Raw genomic sequence first — 16637 nt, 5'->3', positions numbered from 1 at the left:
GCCAAATCAAATGCTCCTACACTGAGGCCAATCCATGCGATCTTCGCGTTATTGGCCTTGGCTGGAGTTGCTTGATGCTGTCATTGCTCACCGAACACCCGCTGATTTGCGCGATGGCGCTGATCCTGATCGATCTTGGGTTGTGGTACTTGCTCAGTGCACTTGGCAGCGCCTGGCGGCTATTGGTACGGGTGGTGATTTTTTCGTTGTTCAGCCTGCTGTTGTTCAACGAAGGCCTGAACCCGATGGAGCCGCCGCCCTGGGCTGACAACGTACCCTTGCATCTGGCGGCCACCGGCTTGCAGATCGGCTGGTGGTTGTTCGGCGCGCGGACCCTGACCGTGCTGATCGGCGCGGTGATGATGCAACGGGTCGGGCACACCGGGCGATTGCTTCAGGATCTGCTCGGTGCGGTGATTTTCCTGATCGCGGTGATTGCCGCCCTGGCCTATGTGCTCGATCTGCCGGTCAAGGGCGTGCTGGCGACGTCCGGTGCGTTGGCGATCATCGTCGGGCTGGCCTTGCAAAGTACCCTCAGTGACGTGTTTTCCGGGATCGTCCTGAACACCACCAAGCCCTATCAACTCGATGACTACATCTCCATCGATGGCATGGAGGGCCGGGTCACCGACATCGACTGGCGTGCCACGCGCCTGCAGACCTCCCAGGGTTGCATGGCGGTGATTCCCAACTCCCTGGCAGCCAAGGCCAAGATCATCAATTTCAGTCGGCCGAGCGATATGTTCGGCATTTCCGTCTCGCTGGAAGTGAGCCCCCACGCGCGGCCGAACACGGTGATCGATGCTTTGGAGCGGGCCATTCAAGGTTGTCGTGCGTTGCTCGATACACCGTCGCCAAGCGTCGGCCTGAAAACCGCCAGCAACACCGGAGTGGTCTACGAAATCAGCGGCTTTGTCGCGTCGATGGACGAGAAACGTTCAGTGCGCAACCAGCTGTACGATCTGGCCTATCGGCACTTGCAGGCATCCGGGGTCAGTTTGTTGTCGAGCGTGGAGCCCAGTCCGCCGGTCAACTCGACTCGCAAACGCGCGTTGCTCGACAGCTCGCCGATTTTCTCCACCTTGCGCCAGGAAGAGAAAGACACCTTCAGCCAGAACATGACCCTGCAAACCTTTCGCGCCGGGGAGGTGATCCTGGAAGCGGGGCAGGTCAGCGATCACTTGTTCATTATCGAATCCGGCGTGATCTCGGTGACCTTGATGCGCCATGGAGCGCCATTTGAATCCGGCCGCATGGGGCCGGGGGAGGTGTTCGGCGAGGCAGGTATTCTCACCGACAGCGCGCTGCCTGCGCAGTTTACCGCCAAGACATTCAGTGGCCTGTACCGCATCGAAAAGTCATACCTCAAGCCGTGCCTGGATGCCCGTCACGATATCAACGATGCAATGCAGACCTTGCTCGATTACCGGCTGCAAAAAGCGAAATCCCTGACTCAGGACCTACCGGTGGCGGTGGAGAAAAAGGGCTTCCTGCGATGGTTGCGCAGTCGGGTGTGAATGGCCGCTGCGCGGATCGTCGGATCGCCGCCCGGAGCAAGCTCGCTCCCACAGGGAAATACGGTCAAATTGTGGGAGCGAGCTTGCTCGCGATGACGGCAGTGAACTCACCAAAAGTGAAGAGTGAAACCCATCACACCCGCGCCTCCACCAACAACCAGGAAGGCACCGCCAATGGCCTCCTCGACTTCTGAAAGATTGGCTATTTGTGTAGAACGATCGGGGGACTAACGTAGTCACACACCCACCTGCCCTGGAGCACCCCATGCAACCTCGTATCGATTTCTACACCGCGTCCCCTGACGCCCTCAAAGCGATGATCGCTTTGGAAACCGCCGTTTCGAAACTGCCGCTGGAAAAAAACCTGATCGAACTGGTCAAACTGCGTGCCTCGCAAATCAACGGCTGCGCCTTCTGCATCGACATGCACACCGCTGATGCGATCAAGGGCGGTGAAACCCCGCGCCGCCTGTTCGCCGTGACAGCCTGGCGCGAAGCACCGTTCTTTACCGAGCGCGAACGCGCTGCGCTGCTCTGGACCGAATCCCTGACCCAGCTCAGCCTGACCCACGCTCCGGATGAAGACTACGAAATGGTCAGCGCCCAGTTCACGCCCAAGGAAATGGTCGACCTGACCGTGGCCATCAGCACCATCAACAGCTGGAACCGTCTGGCCGTAGGTTTTCGCAAAATGCCTCAGGCCTGACCTGCACAAGCATCAATGAGCATCGGCACTCGGCGCGGCCGGTGGTTGTACCTTGCGCATCAAAGGCACCATCGCCGTGGCGATAATGAAGCAGACCATGATCATCAAGAACGCGTCGCCATAGGTTTGCGTCTGGGCTTCGCGGTAGGTCAGCAACCATAGTTGATGCAGGCTGGCGGTGACCCCGGCGTCACCGCTCTGGCCGAGGGCGGCGAAGTTGTTGCCGACCTGGGACAGCCATTGGTTGAGCGCCTCGTTGGTGCTGTTGAGGTTCTCCGCCAACCGGGTGAAATGCAGGTTGGTGCGGTCGTTGAGGATGGTCGCGCACGCTGCAATGCCGATGGCCCCGCCCAAGTTGCGCATCAGGTTGAACAACCCCGACGCATGCTTGAGCCGTGCCGGCGCCAAGCCGCCGAGGGTCAAGGTCACCGCCGGCGGCACCGCCAATTGCTGGGCAATCCCGCGCAAGGCTTGCGGCAGCATCAACTCCTTGGCCCCCCAGTCATGGGTGATAGGGCTGAAATCCCACATCGACAAGGCGAACAGCCCAAGCCCGAACATCATGATCCAGCGCAGGTCGACGCGATTGGCCAGAAAGGCATACAGCGGAATCGCCATGATCTGGAACACTCCGGTGGAGAAAACCGCCAGACCAATGTCCAGCGCTCCGTAGCCACGCACCCGACCGAGGAACAGCGGTGTCAGGTAAATGGTGGCGAACAGGCCGATGCCGGTGACGAACGAGAAGAAACAACCGAGGGCGAAATTGCGGTCCTTCAAGGCGCGCAGATCGACAATCGGGTTGGCCACATGCAAGGTCCGGCCGATGAACGCCAGCCCGGCCAGGCCACTGATCCACGCGGTGGTCAGGATCGTGCGGTCGCTGAACCAGTTCCAGCGCGGGCCTTCTTCGAGGGTGTATTCCAGGCAGCCGAGGAACAGCGCCAGAAACACCATGCTCAAGTAATCCGCGCCCTTGAGCAGCGACAGTTCCGGCTGGTCGATTTTTACCAGCATCGGCACGGCCACGGCGACGAAGATGCCGGGGACCAGGTTGATGTAGAACAGCCAGTGCCAGGACGATATGTCGGTGATCCAGCCACCGATCACCGGCCCCAGGGTCGGTGCCAGGGACGCCACTGCGCCGATGGTTGCGGCGGCGATCACCCGTTGTTTGCCGGTGAAGAACACGAAGGCCGTGGTGAACACCAGCGGGATCATCGAACCGCCCAGAAACCCTTGCAGGGCGCGGAAGGCGATCATGCTCTGGATGTTCCAGGCTATGCCGCACAGCAGGCTGGCCAGGGTGAAACCCACCGCCGATGCGCAGAACAGCCAGCGCGTCGAGAACACCCGCGACAGCCAACCGGACAGCGGGATCACGATGATTTCGGCGATCAGGTAGCTGGTTTGTACCCACGCGGTTTCGTCGGTGCCGGCGGAAAGCCCGCCGCCGATGTCACGCAACGAAGCCGAGACAATCTGGATGTCCAGCAGGGCAATGAACATGCCGATGCACATGCTGGCGAAGGCGAAAACCTTGGTCGCCGTCGCCATGTTCGCGGCATTGAACGGTTGCGCCGGGGCGGCGAGGGCACGGCTCATGGTGCGCTGGCCACGGCTGGCGCTTCAGGTTCCTTGCGCGTGTCCACTTCAGCGGTGACCGACAACCCCGGACGCAAGTGGCCGAGCACACTGTCGGCCGGGTCGAGGTGAATCCGCACCGGCACCCGCTGCACGATCTTGGTGAAGTTGCCGGTGGCGTTTTCCGGTGGCAACACACTGAATTGCGAACCGCTGGCGGGGGCGAGGCTGTCCAGGTGACCGTGGAATTCCTGCCCCGACAGCACGTCGGCACGGATCACCACCCGTTGCCCCGGCACCATGTGCGCCAGTTGGTCTTCCTTGAAGTTGGCATCGACCCACAGACCGCTGGTCGGCACCACCGAGAGCAATTGCGAGCCGGCCTGGGCATAGGCGCCGACCCGTGCCCGGCGATTGCCGATCACACCGTCAACCGGTGCCTTCAGTTCGGTGTAGCCGACATTCAATTGCGCCAGGTCGCGCTCAGCCTTGGCCTGGATCAAGGCGGCCCGGGCTTGTTGTTTCTGGGTGTCGATCACATTCAACTGGCGTTGTGCGGCCAGCAATTCAGCCTGGGCGCGGTTGCTTTGGGCCTGGGCCGTCTTGAACGTGGTATTGGCCCGCTGGGCACTTTCAACCGAGACGGCGTTGGTGATCACCAGTTTTTTGTAGCGGGCATCGTCATCCCGCGAACGGACGGCTTCGGCACCGGCGGCGTCGATGCCGGCACGGGCCTGGCCGATGACGGCCTGTTGCAGTTGCTCGGTGGCGTCGAGGTTGGCGAGCAGGGCCTGCTGGGCGGCCACTGCGCCTTCGGCCTTGGCCAGGTGGGCGCGGTAATCGCGGGAATCGAGACGGACCAGCACGTCACCGGCCTTGACCTTCTGATTATCGGTCACCAGCACTTCGTCGATGTAGCCCGCCACTTTCGGCCCGATCACCGTCACATCGCCGCCGATGTAGGCGTCGTCGGTTTCCTCGATGAAACGTCCGGCAGTCCACCAATGCGTGCCATACACACCGGCCAGCACCAGTGCCGCGATGCCCAGTGTTGGCAACAGCAGGCGTTTGAGCAGGGGAGGTTTGGCGGCAGTCACCGGGGCAACCAGGTCGGGTTCAACGGTGGGCATGCTGGTCATGGAGGATTACCTGTGGGGGCGGTGGTTAATTATGATGATCATAATATGACGAATGTAATATTTTGTGGCAAATGGTTTTTGCTGCCGGTCGTCAGGTGGTTTGTTTAGCGAGAATGGGATTTTATTTGCGCTAGAGAACCCCTGTGGGAGCGAGCTTGCTCGCGATAGCGGCCGTCCAGTCAACAATGACGGTGCCTGACACGCCGCAATCGTCGGAACGCCGCTCGGAGCAGGTTCGCTCCCACAGGGAATCGCTACTGGTTTGCTGGAATGAAAAAGGCCGGTGATCTGCGCGATCACCGGCCTTTTTTACAGCTATTGCTTAGACGCGCTCGAAAATCGCCGCAATCCCCTGACCACCACCGATGCACATGGTCACCAGCGCGTAACGGCCGCCGGTGCGGTGCAGTTCGTGGATGGCCTTGGTGGCGATGATTGCGCCGGTCGCGCCCACCGGGTGGCCCAGGGCGATACCCGATCCGTTCGGGTTGACCTTGGCCGGGTCGAGGTCCAGTTCCTGGCTGACGGCGCAGGCCTGGGCCGCGAAGGCGATGTTGGCTTCGATCACGTCCAGGTCGGCAACGGTCAGGCCGGCGCGCTTGAGCGCCAGACGGGTGGCCGGGATCGGGCCCAGGCCCATGAATTCCGGTTCGACGCCGGCGTGGGCGTAGCTGACCAGGCGGGCGAGGGGTTTCAGGTTATTGGCCTGGACCGCGTTGCCACTGGCCATGACCAGTGCGGCGGCGCCGTCGTTCAGACCCGAGGCGTTGCCGGCGGTGACCGAACCGTCCTTCTTGAACGCCGGCTTCATTGCTGCCAGCTGTTCCAGGGACGTGGCGCGCGGATGTTCGTCGACGCTGAACAGTTTGACGCCTTTGCGATCCTGGATTTCCACGGTCGCGATCTGCTCGCTGAAGTAGCCGTTGGCAATCGCGTGGGCCGCGCGTTGCTGGTCTTCGAAAGCCAGGGCGTCTTGCATTTCGCGGGTGATGCCGTTGCGCGCGGCGACGTTCTCGGCGGTGATGCCCATGTGGATGCCATGGAATGGGTCATGCAGGATGCCGAGCATGTAGTCGATGACCTGGGCGTTGCCCATGCGCGAACCCCAACGGGCGGCCGGCATCAGGTACGGGCCACGGCTCATGGACTCGGCACCGGCACCGACGACGATGTCGGCATCGCCGAGCATCAGGGTCTGGGCGGCGTTGATGATGGCTTGCAGGCCCGAACCGCAGAGGCGGTTGACGTTGTAGGCCGGGGTTTCCTTCGGAATGCCGGCGTTCATCGCCGCGACGCGGGAGATGTAGGCATCGCGGGTTTCGGTCGGGATCACGTTGCCCATCACCAGATGGCCAACGAGCGCCGGGTCCACGGCGGCTCGCTCCAGGGCGGCTTTCACGGCGGTGGTCGCGAGGTCGGCCAGCGGCACGTCCTTGAGCGAACCACCGAAGGTACCGATGGCGGTACGGGCGGCGCTGACGACGTAGATTTCTGGAGTGTTCATGGCTGGTTTCCTTTCGGTGGATTCTTATCTGTACTGCGATTGAGCAGGGCGTTCAAGGCGGTTTTCGCCTCGTCGGTATTCAGGCGTTGAATGAACAGCGTGTTTTCTTCGCGCAGGGTGGCTTCCAGTTCGGCCAGGCAAGCCTGTTTCATCAGCAGCCGGGACTGGCGCAAGGCTTGCTGGGGCATGGCCAGAAAGCGCTGGGCGATTTTTTTCGCCGCCGCCAGGCATTGTTCACCGTCATCGAAGGCTTCGTTGGCCAGGCCCCAGGCCACCGCTTCGTTGCCGTCCAGGCCGTTGCCCAACAGGAGCAGGCTCGCGGCACGGGCATGGCCGAGCCGGCGTGGCAGCAACAGGCTGGCGCCAAATTCGGGGCACAGGCCGATGTTGACGAACGGCATGCGCAGCTTGGCGTTGCGGGTGACCAGTACTTGATCGCAATGCAGCAGCAATGTGGTGCCAATACCGATGGCCGCACCGCAGACTGCCGCGATCAGCGGTTTTTGCAGGCGCGTGACGACCTTCATCAGGTGGAACGCCGGGGCGTCCAGATGAGTCGGCGGGTGCTGGAGGAAATCCACCAGGTCATTGCCGCTGGTAAAGCACGCCGGGCCACCGGTGAGGATGATCACGCCGGTCTGCGGGTCTTCGTCGGCGGCCAGCAACAGCTCGGCCAGTTGCGTGTACATGGCGTTGTTCAGCGCATTGAGCTTGTCCGGGCGGTCGATGGTCAGCGTCAACACGCCGTCGCGTTGCTCGTGTTTGATCAGGTCGGTCATCGCAGGCTCTGCAGGGTCGGTTCAGGGCTGCCACTTTAAGCGCCGGACAAACCCCGGATCTATGGCAAAACGGGTCAACTGCACTGCCGCTTTTTGCCATGCCGGTGTGCCCAAAAAGCGACACACACCCATTCGGGGTATGGCCGCGCCCGGCGAATCCACCAATAGTGGGGGCATCCGCTCATCCAGAGCCGAACTCGCTATAAGGTGCATTTGCTATGGGCAAGACGCTGCTTAAGGTGATTTCCAGTCTGTTTGTTGTACCGCTGACATTGAATGCCTACGCCGCTCAAGTGGACGACAGCCATACGCTGCGGTTGTACAACTGGGCGGATTACATCGGTGAAAAAACCGTGGCCGACTTCGAAAAGGCCACCGGCATCAAAGTCATCTACGACACCTTCGATGCCTACGAAACGGTGCAGGCCAAATTGCTCACCGGCCACTCCGGTTATGACCTGATCGTGTTGAATGCGTCCCTGGCGCCACCGCTGATCAAGGCCAAGGTGTTCCAGCCGCTGGACAAGAAACTGCTGCCGGGCTGGACCAACCTGGACCCGAAAGTCCTGGAGGATCTGCAAGGGTACGATCCGGGCACCACGTACTCGGCGCCTTATACTTGGGGCAGCAACGGCGTCACCTACAACGTCGACAAGATCAAGGAACGCATGCCCGACGCACCGATCGGTTCGCTGGCGATGATCTTCGATCCGAAGATCGTCTCGCGCTTCGCCGACTGCGGCGTGACCCTGCTCGATGCCCCGACCGAAGTCATTCCCATGGCCCTGAAGTACCTGGGACGTGATCCGAGAAGCGCCGCACCGGAAGATCTGAAAGCCGCCCAGGACTTGCTGTTGTCCGTGCGGCCGTACATCCGCAAGTTCGACTCGGTCAATTACCTGACCAGCCTGCCCAATGGCGATGTGTGCATGGCCATGACCTGGTCCGGCGACTACGCCACCGCCATGGCCCGCGCCGCAGAAGCCAAGAAGAAGATCGACCTGGCCTACTTCATCCCCAAGGAAGGCTCGCTGATCTGGTTCGACAACCTGTACATCCCGGCCGACGCGCCCCACGTCGCCAATGCCCACAAGTTTCTCGAGTACCTGATGCAGCCGCAGGTGATGGCGGATGTGAGCGACTTCATCAATTACGCCAACAGCAACGCCGCGGCCACCCCGTTGTTGAGCGCCGATGTGCGCAACAACCCGGCGATTTACCCCGACGCGCAAACTCGCGAGCGGCTGTTTCCGCAGAAGACCCAGAACGCCAAGGACATGCGGGCGATTACCCGGGTCTGGAGCACCGTGAAAAGCGGCATCTGATTTGTTCGAACGTTAGTCAATTCGGTTAGAGGTTTATTTATGGCGACGCCAACACGCACCGTTTTTTCCCCAGCGGACGAGTCCCGGCTGGTCAAGGCCGACAAGGCTCACCATATGCACGGCTATCACGTGTTCGACGAACACGCCGAACAGGGCTCGCTGAACATCGTCGCAGGCGACGGCGCCTACATCTACGACACCCAGGGCAACCGCTTTCTCGATGCGGTGGGCGGCATGTGGTGCACCAACATTGGCCTGGGCCGCGAGGAAATGGCCGAGGCCATCGCCGACCAGGTGCGCCAGTTGGCCTATTCGAACCCGTTTTCCGACATGTCGAACAACGTCGCCATCGAGCTGTGCGAAAAACTCGCCAGCCTGGCCCCCGGCGACCTTGACCATGTGTTCCTGACCACCGGCGGCTCCACCGCCGTGGACACAGCGTACCGGCTGATCCAGTACTACCAGAACTGCCGAGGCAAACCAGAGAAGAAGCACATCATCGCGCGGTTCAACGCCTATCACGGCTCCACCACCCTGACCATGTCGATCGGCAACAAGGCCGCCGACCGCGTGCCGGAGTTCGACTACACCAACCCGCTGATCCACCACGTCTCCAACCCGAATCCGTACCGCGCGCCCGATGGCATGGACGAGGCGCAGTTCCTCGAGTTCCTGGTCAAGGAATTCGAAGACAAGATCCTCTCGATTGGCGCGGACAAGGTTGCCGGTTTTTTCGCCGAGCCGATCATGGGCTCCGGCGGGGTGATCATTCCGCCCCGGGGCTATCTCAAACGCATGTGGGACGTCTGCCAGCGCTACGACATCCTGTTCGTCGCCGACGAAGTGGTCACTTCGTTCGGGCGCCTCGGCAAGTTCTTTGCCTCTTATGAGGTGTTCGACGTGCAGCCCGACATCATCACCACTGCCAAGGGCCTGACCTCGGCCTACCTGCCGCTGGGCGCGTGCATCTTTTCCGAGCGCATCTGGAAAGTCATCGCCGAGCCGGGCAAGGGCCGCTGCTTCACCCACGGCTTCACCTACAGCGGGCATCCGGTGTGCTGCACGGCGGCGCTGAAGAACATCGAAATCATCGAGCGGGAAAACCTGCTGGCCCATGTCGACACGGTGGGGGCTTATCTGGAGGAGCGCCTGGCCACCCTGCGGGACTTGCCGCTGGTGGGGGATGTGCGCTGCCAGAAACTCATGGCCTGCGTGGAGTTCGTCGCCGATAAACGCACCAAGGCGCTGTTCCCCGACGAGATCAACATCGGCGAGAAAATCCACGTGCGGGCCCAGGCCCGGGGCTTGCTGGTGCGGCCGATCATGCACCTCAATGTCATGTCGCCACCGTTGATCCTGACGTCTGTCCAGGTCGATGAAATCGTCGAGACCTTGCGCACATGCATTCTGGAAGTGGCCGCCGAGCTTGAAGCGAGCGGACAGTACGCGGGCCAATGATTTCGTCAGTCAGGCTGTTACCAAGGGCGTGTCCAGCCGCTAGACTGCGGGGCATGAGCAAACCAGACGACGATACGCTGATCGCGGTGCCCTTCGGGGCATTGCACAAATGGCATGGGGGAATGCGCGAGGCATTCGCCCATATCGATGAGCCTGACGCCTTGCAACACCTGGCGTCGGCGTTGGCGCAACTGGTGTCCGTCGAGTCGATGATGATCAGCCTGGAGCGTAAGGACCGCGCGCCCCAGTTGCTGCATCAGCGCGGGATTGCGCAGGAGTATCAGGTCTCGATTCTGGAGCGCTATTTTGCCGGGGGTTATTTGCTCGACCCGTTCTGCCTGGCAGTGGAGCAGGGGTTGGCGCAAGGCTTCTATCACCTTGAGGAAATTGCCCCGGACAACTTCTTCGACAGTGACTACTACAAATCCTATTACCTGAAGGCGGGCTGCTCGGAAGACAGCTACTACATTGTCGATATCGGCAATGACACGAAGATTTCCGTCAGCCTCTATCAGGGTTTCGGCGGTGAATGCCTGAGCGCCGAACAGCTGAATCTGCTGCGCGCCGTGGAACCGCTGGTGCGTGAATTCATCAGCGAATTCAGTCAACGGGGCATGCTGCGCAGTCGCGAGATCCAGTGCGATAAAGACCAGGGCATGCGCGATGATCTCAAGCACCGGGTGCAGTCGGCGTTCGAGCATTTCGGCAGCGACTTGCTCACTGAACGAGAGCGGCAAGTGGCGCATATGGTGTTGCGCGGGCATTCGGTGAAATCCACGGCCAGCCAGATGAACATCTCACCGGAAACCGTGCGCATGCACCGCAAGAACCTGTACCTGAAACTGGAGGTGGGTTCGCAGTCGGAGTTGTTTGCGCTGTTTATCGAGTGGTTGCGCAGGCACTAACCAGAATTTTTGGCCTACCGATACCCCTGTAGGAGCGAGCCTGCTCGCGAAGAACGTCCTGACGACGCGTTCTGTCAGACCGCCCGCGTTATCGTTGACCTCCATCGCGAGCAGGCTGAACTGGTCAAGTAATCCCGGACACCGGTTACGGTGTTTATGCCACTTTTTGCTCCATGGCTATTGGCGACAGATAGTTGTTGTAGCTGTGGAGCCTGGTGCGGTTGTAGTACATGAAGAAGCGCACCATATCGGTTTTGGCTTCCTCGATCTTGCTGTAGCCACTACGAGGCACCCATTCTGATTTCAGCGTGCCGAAAAATCGCTCTGTTGGAGCGTTGTCCCAGCACTGCCCGCGATGGCTCATGCTTTGCAATATGTCACGACGCTTCAGTTCTTCTTGAAACTTGCGGCTGGTGTACTGACAGCCCTGATCCGAGTGAAACATCAGTCCCGGAGGGCACGTTCGAACCTCTGTCGCCATGCGTAGCGCCTTGCTGACCAAGTTGGCGTCATTGACCAGCGAAAATGCCCAACCGATGACCCGGCGAGCAAACAAATCGATGACGATGGCCAGATGAACCCAGCGCTCGCCCACCATCAAGCTGGTCACGTCACCACACCAGACCTGATCGACTGCAGCCGGTTTGAAGTTGCGCTTGAGCCGATTGGGCGCGACAAACGCTTCCACTCCCTTGGATCTGAATGGGTGCGGCTGGCGTTGTTTACTGACAATGTTGGCCTCCCTCATCAGCGCTCGGACAAGGCCTCTTCCGATCGCGATGTTTTGGGACTTCAGGCCCTTGCTGATCATTCTGGAACCCATGGCTTCGCGGCTTTCGCTGTGCAGTTCAACCACTTTGAGCTTGAGCTCTTCGCGCCTGATCCGCGGTTGGGCTCGCCGCTGAAGCCACTCGTAAAAGCTGCTGCGCTTCACATCGAAAACACGACACACGACGGCCGTCGGGAACGACTCTCTTAGTTCCGCAATCATCGAAAACGATCGGGATCCGACATCAAGAGAGCGGTAGCCTTTTTTAAGATCTCGGCTTCCATTTCCATGCGCTTGATCTTGGCCTTTAGTTCCTGGATCTGGCGCTGATCTTCGGTAATCGCCTTGGTGCCTTTGACTGGCTGCCCCTCGCGCTCCTTGCGAACCTGATCGACCCAACGCCGTAAAGCGGTGGGCCCGATATCCAGCGATGCACAAACGTCTGGAACCGGGCAGTTATCATCAAGCACCATGCTGGCAGCATGCAGCTTGAACTCGCGTGTATAGACCTTTCTTTCGTTCATGGAACCTCCAAGTTGGCGAAATCATATCGCCCTTAAGAGGTGTCCGGAATTATTAGGCCAGTTCAGGCTCGCTCCTACAGGGTTGGTCAGCGTGCCCGCAACCGTCGCCCGACCACATCCAGCACATCACAGCCATCGCGCAACGGGATGGCGCAGAGCAATGAAAAGTCGCTGAGGATGAAGGATTCGCACTCGATCGAGCCGCGCATGGACAGGTTTTCCAGCAATTGGGTGACGGCGCGGATTCGGTAGTTGGCGGCGTCCATCAGGACGTCGAGCGGTGCGTGGGTGTCGACGAAGAGGGTGGGCATTTCACTGCAATTGCTGGTGAGCGCCATGAAGCGGTTGTTGGGGTGTGGGGTTGGTTTTTCGTAGGGTGGATCGGGATGAATGGTTTTCATGGTTTCGAGCTCTCATGAAGAAAATGGAGCTGCCAAAAGCCTTTCCTACGGGCCAGGGTGGCAGCCATGTACGGGGTAGGAAATCGAGATCTGAGAGCACCTCTCGACCACGCCGAGGCGTGCCCGTACATAGCCGCCGCAGCTGATCTTACGGACGCATTTGAACGGCCGCAAACCAGGCAATGACGCCAGAGTGCATCTCAGATTCTGGAGGTTCCTACACCTCGCCACTGAATTTCAGTGACCACCAAAGACTATCGATTGAGCACCTTTCAAACCAGTTCACGCAAATCGCCGCAATTCGAAGGAAATCTCCGAAGACCCTGCCCGGAAATGTCCTAGGACCTGTGGAACTTGTATCCGCAAAACGGGGGGAGTGAGTTGTGGATGAGGGACAACGGGCACGTCCGAAGTCTAGGAAAAACAGAAATGTCCTACGCCAATTGACGCCTGAATCACCTCAACCCCTGTAGGAGCGAGCCTGCTCGCGAAGAACGTCCAGACAGCGCGTTCAGTCAGACTGCCCGCGTTATCGTTGACCTCCATCGCGAGCAGGCTCGCTCCTACAGGGGTTGCTGGTTGACCACGAGATTTGTGGCCAACCAGCAAACCTGATCAATCTTCGCGTTTGACCACCAGGGTCAGAATGTCATAACTGGCCACCAGTTCACCCAACTGGTTGGTCACTTCCACATCCCACGCCACCACCCCTTGCGGGATGCCCTGCGGGCTCTTCTTGCCCTGGTCGATCTTGCGTTTGCAGGTCAGGCGCGCCTGGATGGTGTCGCCGATGCCCACCGGGTTGATGAAGCGCAAGGTGTCCAGGCCATAGTTGGCCAGTACCGGACCCGGAGCGGGGGACACGAAAAGCCCGGCCGCTGCCGAAAGCACGAAGTAACCGTGGGCGATACGCTTGCCGAACTGCGATTCCTTGGCCGCGATCTCGTCGAAGTGCATGTAGAAGTGGTCGCCCGACAGGCAACCGAAGTTCACCAGGTCGGCTTCGGTGACGGTGCGACGGTGAGTCAGCAGCGACTCGCCGATCTGCAGGTCCTGGAAATGGCGACGGAACGGATGCACGTCGGTTTCGATGACCTTGGCCCCGCGCACGTACTCGCCGGTGACCGCCGCCAGCATGGTCGGCGAACCTTGTACCGCAGCGCGTTGCAGGTAGTGTTTCACCGCGCGCAGGCCGCCGAGTTCTTCGCCGCCACCGGCACGCCCCGGGCCGCCGTGCTTGAGCTGTGGCAGCGGCGAGCCGTGGCCGGTGGATTCGCCGGCAGAGTGGCGATCCAGTACCAGCAAGCGGCCGTGCCAGGCAGCCGCGACCGGGATGGCCTTGGCGGCGATTTGCGGATCCTTGGTCACCAGACTGGCCACCAGGCTGCCTTTGCCGCGCGCGGCCAGGGCCAATGCTTCGTCGAGATCGTCGTAGGCCATCAGCGTGCTGACCGGACCGAACGCTTCGATATCGTGGGCGCCGCCCTCGGCATGGGGGTCGCGGGCCTGCAACAGGGTCGGGGCGAAGAACGCGCCCTTGTCGACGTTTTCACCACGGGGTTCGAAACCGTCGCGGGCACCAAACAGCATATCGCTGCTCTGCAACAGGCTTTCCAGACGCTCGGCCACGTCTTTCTGCTGATCGTGGGAAGCCAGTGCGCCCATGCGTACGCCTTCCACCGACGGGTCGCCGACCACCACTTTGGCCAGGCGATCACGCAGGCGCGTAGCCACGGCATCAATGTGCTTGGCCGGCACGATGGCGCGGCGGATGGCGGTGCATTTCTGCCCGGCCTTGGTGGTCATTTCCCGGGCGACTTCCTTGATGAACAGCTCGAACTCTTCGTCGTCCGGGGTTACGTCCGGGGCGAGGATCGCGCAGTTCAGGGAGTCGGCTTCGGCATTGAACGGCACCGAATTGCGGATCAGGTTCGGGTTGACCCGCAGCTTGGCCGCAGTGTCGGCGGAACCGGTGAAGGTCACCACGTCCTGGCCTTGCAGGCGGTCGAGCAGGTCGCCGGTGCTGCCGATGATCAGTTGCAGGCTGCCCGCTGGCAGCAGGCCGGACTCGTCCATCAGGCGCACCACGGCTTCGGTCAGGTAGCTGGTGGCGCTGGCCGGCTTGACGATGCACGGCATGCCGGCGAGGAAGCTCGGGGCGAACTTTTCCAGCATGCCCCAGATCGGGAAGTTGAAGGCGTTGATGTGCACCGCCAGGCCGCCGCGAGGCACCAGAATGTGCGTACCGGCGAAGGTGCCCATTTTGCTCAGCTGCATGGCCGGGCCTTCGTGGACGATGTTGCCCGACGGCAGCTCGCGGGAGCCGAGGCTGGCGTAGGTGAACAGTGTGCTGTTGCCGCCTTCGATGTCGATCCAGCTGTCGGCGCGGGTCGCGCCGCTGTGGTGGGAAATCGCGTAGAGCTGTTCCTTGCGCTCGCTCAGGTACAGGGCCAGGGCCTTGAGACGCTGGGCGCGCTGCTGGAAGTCCAGCGCCATCAAGCCGCTGATGCCCTGGCGACGGCCGTGCTCGATGGCTTCGGCGAAGTCCGGACGCTCTTCGTGGGTGCGGGCGATTTCATGGCCGTCGATGGCGCTGCGCAGGACCTGCGCGCCGTGTTGGCCGATCCAGCGACCGGCGATGAAGCTTTGCAGGGTGGGGGCATGCAGTGCAGGTGAAGAGGACATCACGATTGCTCCTGGTTATGAAGGGTTGTGGCGCGGTGGCGACCGCGCCTTTCGGAATTACCAAAGCGCCAGGGTGTAACCGACGATCAGCCGGTTCTCATCGAGGGCGGTAGTCAAGCCATTGCCGGAACGGAAGGTCACGTTGCGCCAGCGCAGGCTGACGTTCTTGAACACACCGCTCTGGACGACGTAGCTGATATCGGTGTCGCGCTCCCATTCGCGACCGTTGTCGACGGTGCCAGCCTTGACGTGGCGACCGTCGGTGTAGCGGGTCATGAAGGTCAGGCCGGGAATACCTTGCGCCGCGAAGTCATAGTCGTAACGCAGTTGCCAGGAATCCTCGTCGGCGCGGGTGAAGGTGTTGAAAGTCACCAGGTTGACCACGTACGGATCGCCGCCGTTGAGGAACGGAAAGGCGCTGTCGCCGGACAATTGCTGGTAGGCGGCACTGACCTTGTGGGCACCGTGGGACACCGTGAACATGCTGTTGAAGTTGCGGTTGTCGATGCGCCCGGCCCGTTCGGCGCCGTCGCCCCGGCTGTCGAAATAACGCAGGTCGCTGCGCAGGTTGAAGCCGTTGCCCAACGGTTGCGTATGCACCAGTCCGGCGAATTGCTGGCGATAGATCTGTTCGAGCTTGCCGTAGTAGTAGCTCACATTCAGTTGCGGGCTGAACGCGTAGGTGCCGCCGCCGAAGTCGAAGTGATCGCTGGTGGCGGCGGCGTAGCCGATGTCATCGTTGCTGGAGGAGTCCCGCAGGTTGGCCTTGGTCAGGCGTCCGGCATTCACCGTCAGGCCGTCGATTTCCTGGCTGGTCAGCAAGCCACCTTCAAAGGTCGAACCCAACAGGCGTGTGTCGTTGTAAGTTGCCACTGGCAACAAGGGTTGCAGGGTGCCGAGTTTCAACACGTTTTTGGATACTTTCAATTTACCGGTCAGGCCCAGTTCGCTGTACTCGTCGTCGGGCTCATGGCTCTGCGGGCCAAACGGCAGCAGCCCGGTGCCACGGCGGTCGGGACTGGAGTCGAGCTTGATCCCCAGCTCCCCCAGCGCGTCGAGACCGAAACCGAAGGTGCCGTCGGTGAATCCGGACTCGATGCGCGCAGTGAATCCCTGGGCCCATTCTTCGGCTTTGGATTGCGGCGCGTTGTCCTGACGGAAATCGCGATTGATGTAGTGGTTGCGCATATCAATGCGGGCCTTGCTGTCGCCGATGAAGTCGGCCATGGCGCTGGGGGCGATCATGGGCAGACTCAATGCGGCGGCCAGCGAAAACAGTGATTCACAAGACGTGGTACGTGCGGGTTTCATTATTTTTATTCCCTGCCAACTGATCGGTCG

Annotated in this window: 14 protein-coding genes; 5 read left to right on the top strand and 9 right to left on the bottom strand. The window is 60.9% G+C overall.

Going from position 1 to position 16637, the window contains the following annotated elements; translation table 11 throughout:
• The first annotated feature begins 74 nt into the window (after positions 1–74).
• Both J4D25_RS16635 and J4D25_RS16630 read left to right on the top strand, forming a co-directional pair.
• A complete protein-coding gene (locus J4D25_RS16635; protein WP_057713963.1) occupies positions 75–1517 on the top strand; it encodes a mechanosensitive ion channel domain-containing protein in 1443 nt (480 codons plus the stop codon).
• A 265-nt stretch (positions 1518–1782) separates the two neighbouring features.
• A complete protein-coding gene (locus J4D25_RS16630; RefSeq protein ID WP_057713964.1) occupies positions 1783–2223 on the top strand; it encodes a carboxymuconolactone decarboxylase family protein in 441 nt (146 codons plus the stop codon).
• A 12-nt stretch (positions 2224–2235) separates the two neighbouring features.
• Here the strand turns inward: J4D25_RS16630 and J4D25_RS16625 are convergent, their stop codons facing one another.
• From J4D25_RS16625 to J4D25_RS16610, 4 genes are all read right to left on the bottom strand, one after another.
• Complete coding sequence (locus J4D25_RS16625; protein WP_057713965.1) at positions 2236–3828, bottom strand: DHA2 family efflux MFS transporter permease subunit; 1593 nt, start codon at positions 3826–3828, stop codon at positions 2236–2238.
• A complete protein-coding gene (locus tag J4D25_RS16620) occupies positions 3825–4946 on the bottom strand; it encodes an HlyD family secretion protein (protein ID WP_057713966.1) in 1122 nt (373 codons plus the stop codon). The genes J4D25_RS16625 and J4D25_RS16620 overlap by 4 nt, the downstream gene beginning before the upstream one ends.
• Before the next feature lie 322 nt (positions 4947–5268).
• Complete coding sequence (locus J4D25_RS16615) at positions 5269–6450, bottom strand: acetyl-CoA C-acyltransferase family protein (RefSeq protein WP_057713967.1); 1182 nt, start codon at positions 6448–6450, stop codon at positions 5269–5271.
• Positions 6447–7229, bottom strand: coding sequence for an enoyl-CoA hydratase-related protein (locus J4D25_RS16610; RefSeq protein ID WP_057713968.1), 783 nt, complete (start codon positions 7227–7229; stop codon positions 6447–6449). The genes J4D25_RS16615 and J4D25_RS16610 overlap by 4 nt, the downstream gene beginning before the upstream one ends.
• 218 nt (positions 7230–7447) lie before the next feature.
• Here J4D25_RS16610 and J4D25_RS16605 point away from each other — a divergent pair, with 218 nt between their 5' ends.
• The 3 genes from J4D25_RS16605 to J4D25_RS16595 are packed head-to-tail and all read left to right on the top strand — an operon-like array spanning position 7448 to position 10917.
• Positions 7448–8554 (top strand): polyamine ABC transporter substrate-binding protein, encoded by a 1107-nt coding sequence (locus J4D25_RS16605; protein ID WP_057713969.1) that lies wholly within the window; start codon positions 7448–7450, stop codon positions 8552–8554.
• Positions 8555–8593: 39 nt separating this feature from the next.
• A complete protein-coding gene (locus J4D25_RS16600) occupies positions 8594–10012 on the top strand; it encodes an aminotransferase (protein WP_057713970.1) in 1419 nt (472 codons plus the stop codon).
• Positions 10009–10917 carry a LuxR C-terminal-related transcriptional regulator gene (locus J4D25_RS16595; protein WP_057713971.1) on the top strand — a complete coding sequence of 303 codons (909 nt, stop codon included), beginning with the start codon at positions 10009–10011 and terminating at the stop codon, positions 10915–10917. The genes J4D25_RS16600 and J4D25_RS16595 overlap by 4 nt, the downstream gene beginning before the upstream one ends.
• 154 nt (positions 10918–11071) lie before the next feature.
• Here the strand turns inward: J4D25_RS16595 and J4D25_RS16590 are convergent, their stop codons facing one another.
• The 5 genes from J4D25_RS16590 to J4D25_RS16575 all read right to left on the bottom strand — a co-directional run bounded on the left by J4D25_RS16590 (position 11072) and on the right by J4D25_RS16575 (position 16607).
• On the bottom strand, positions 11072–11908 hold the full coding sequence (locus J4D25_RS16590) for an IS3 family transposase (protein ID WP_057713972.1): 837 nt from the start codon (positions 11906–11908) through the stop codon (positions 11072–11074).
• A complete protein-coding gene (locus J4D25_RS27055; RefSeq protein ID WP_008047186.1) occupies positions 11905–12210 on the bottom strand; it encodes an IS3 family transposase in 306 nt (101 codons plus the stop codon). The genes J4D25_RS16590 and J4D25_RS27055 overlap by 4 nt, the downstream gene beginning before the upstream one ends.
• Before the next feature lie 86 nt (positions 12211–12296).
• Positions 12297–12611 (bottom strand): hypothetical protein, encoded by a 315-nt coding sequence (locus J4D25_RS16585; RefSeq protein WP_057713973.1) that lies wholly within the window; start codon positions 12609–12611, stop codon positions 12297–12299.
• 615 nt (positions 12612–13226) lie between these two features.
• A complete protein-coding gene (paaZ, locus tag J4D25_RS16580; RefSeq protein WP_057713974.1) occupies positions 13227–15296 on the bottom strand; it encodes a phenylacetic acid degradation bifunctional protein PaaZ in 2070 nt (689 codons plus the stop codon).
• A 57-nt stretch (positions 15297–15353) separates the two neighbouring features.
• Positions 15354–16607: an OprD family porin gene (locus tag J4D25_RS16575; RefSeq protein ID WP_057713975.1), complete on the bottom strand. Its 1254-nt coding sequence runs from the start codon at positions 16605–16607 to the stop codon at positions 15354–15356.
• Positions 16608–16637 lie beyond the last annotated feature (30 nt).

The sequence above is a fragment of the Pseudomonas sp. GW456-L13 genome (genome assembly GCF_017350115.1).
Classification (GTDB): Bacteria; Pseudomonadota; Gammaproteobacteria; order Pseudomonadales; family Pseudomonadaceae; genus Aquipseudomonas; species Aquipseudomonas jessenii.
Note: the sequence above shows the minus strand (reverse complement) of the source record. Positions and strands in the feature narration are given on the sequence as shown.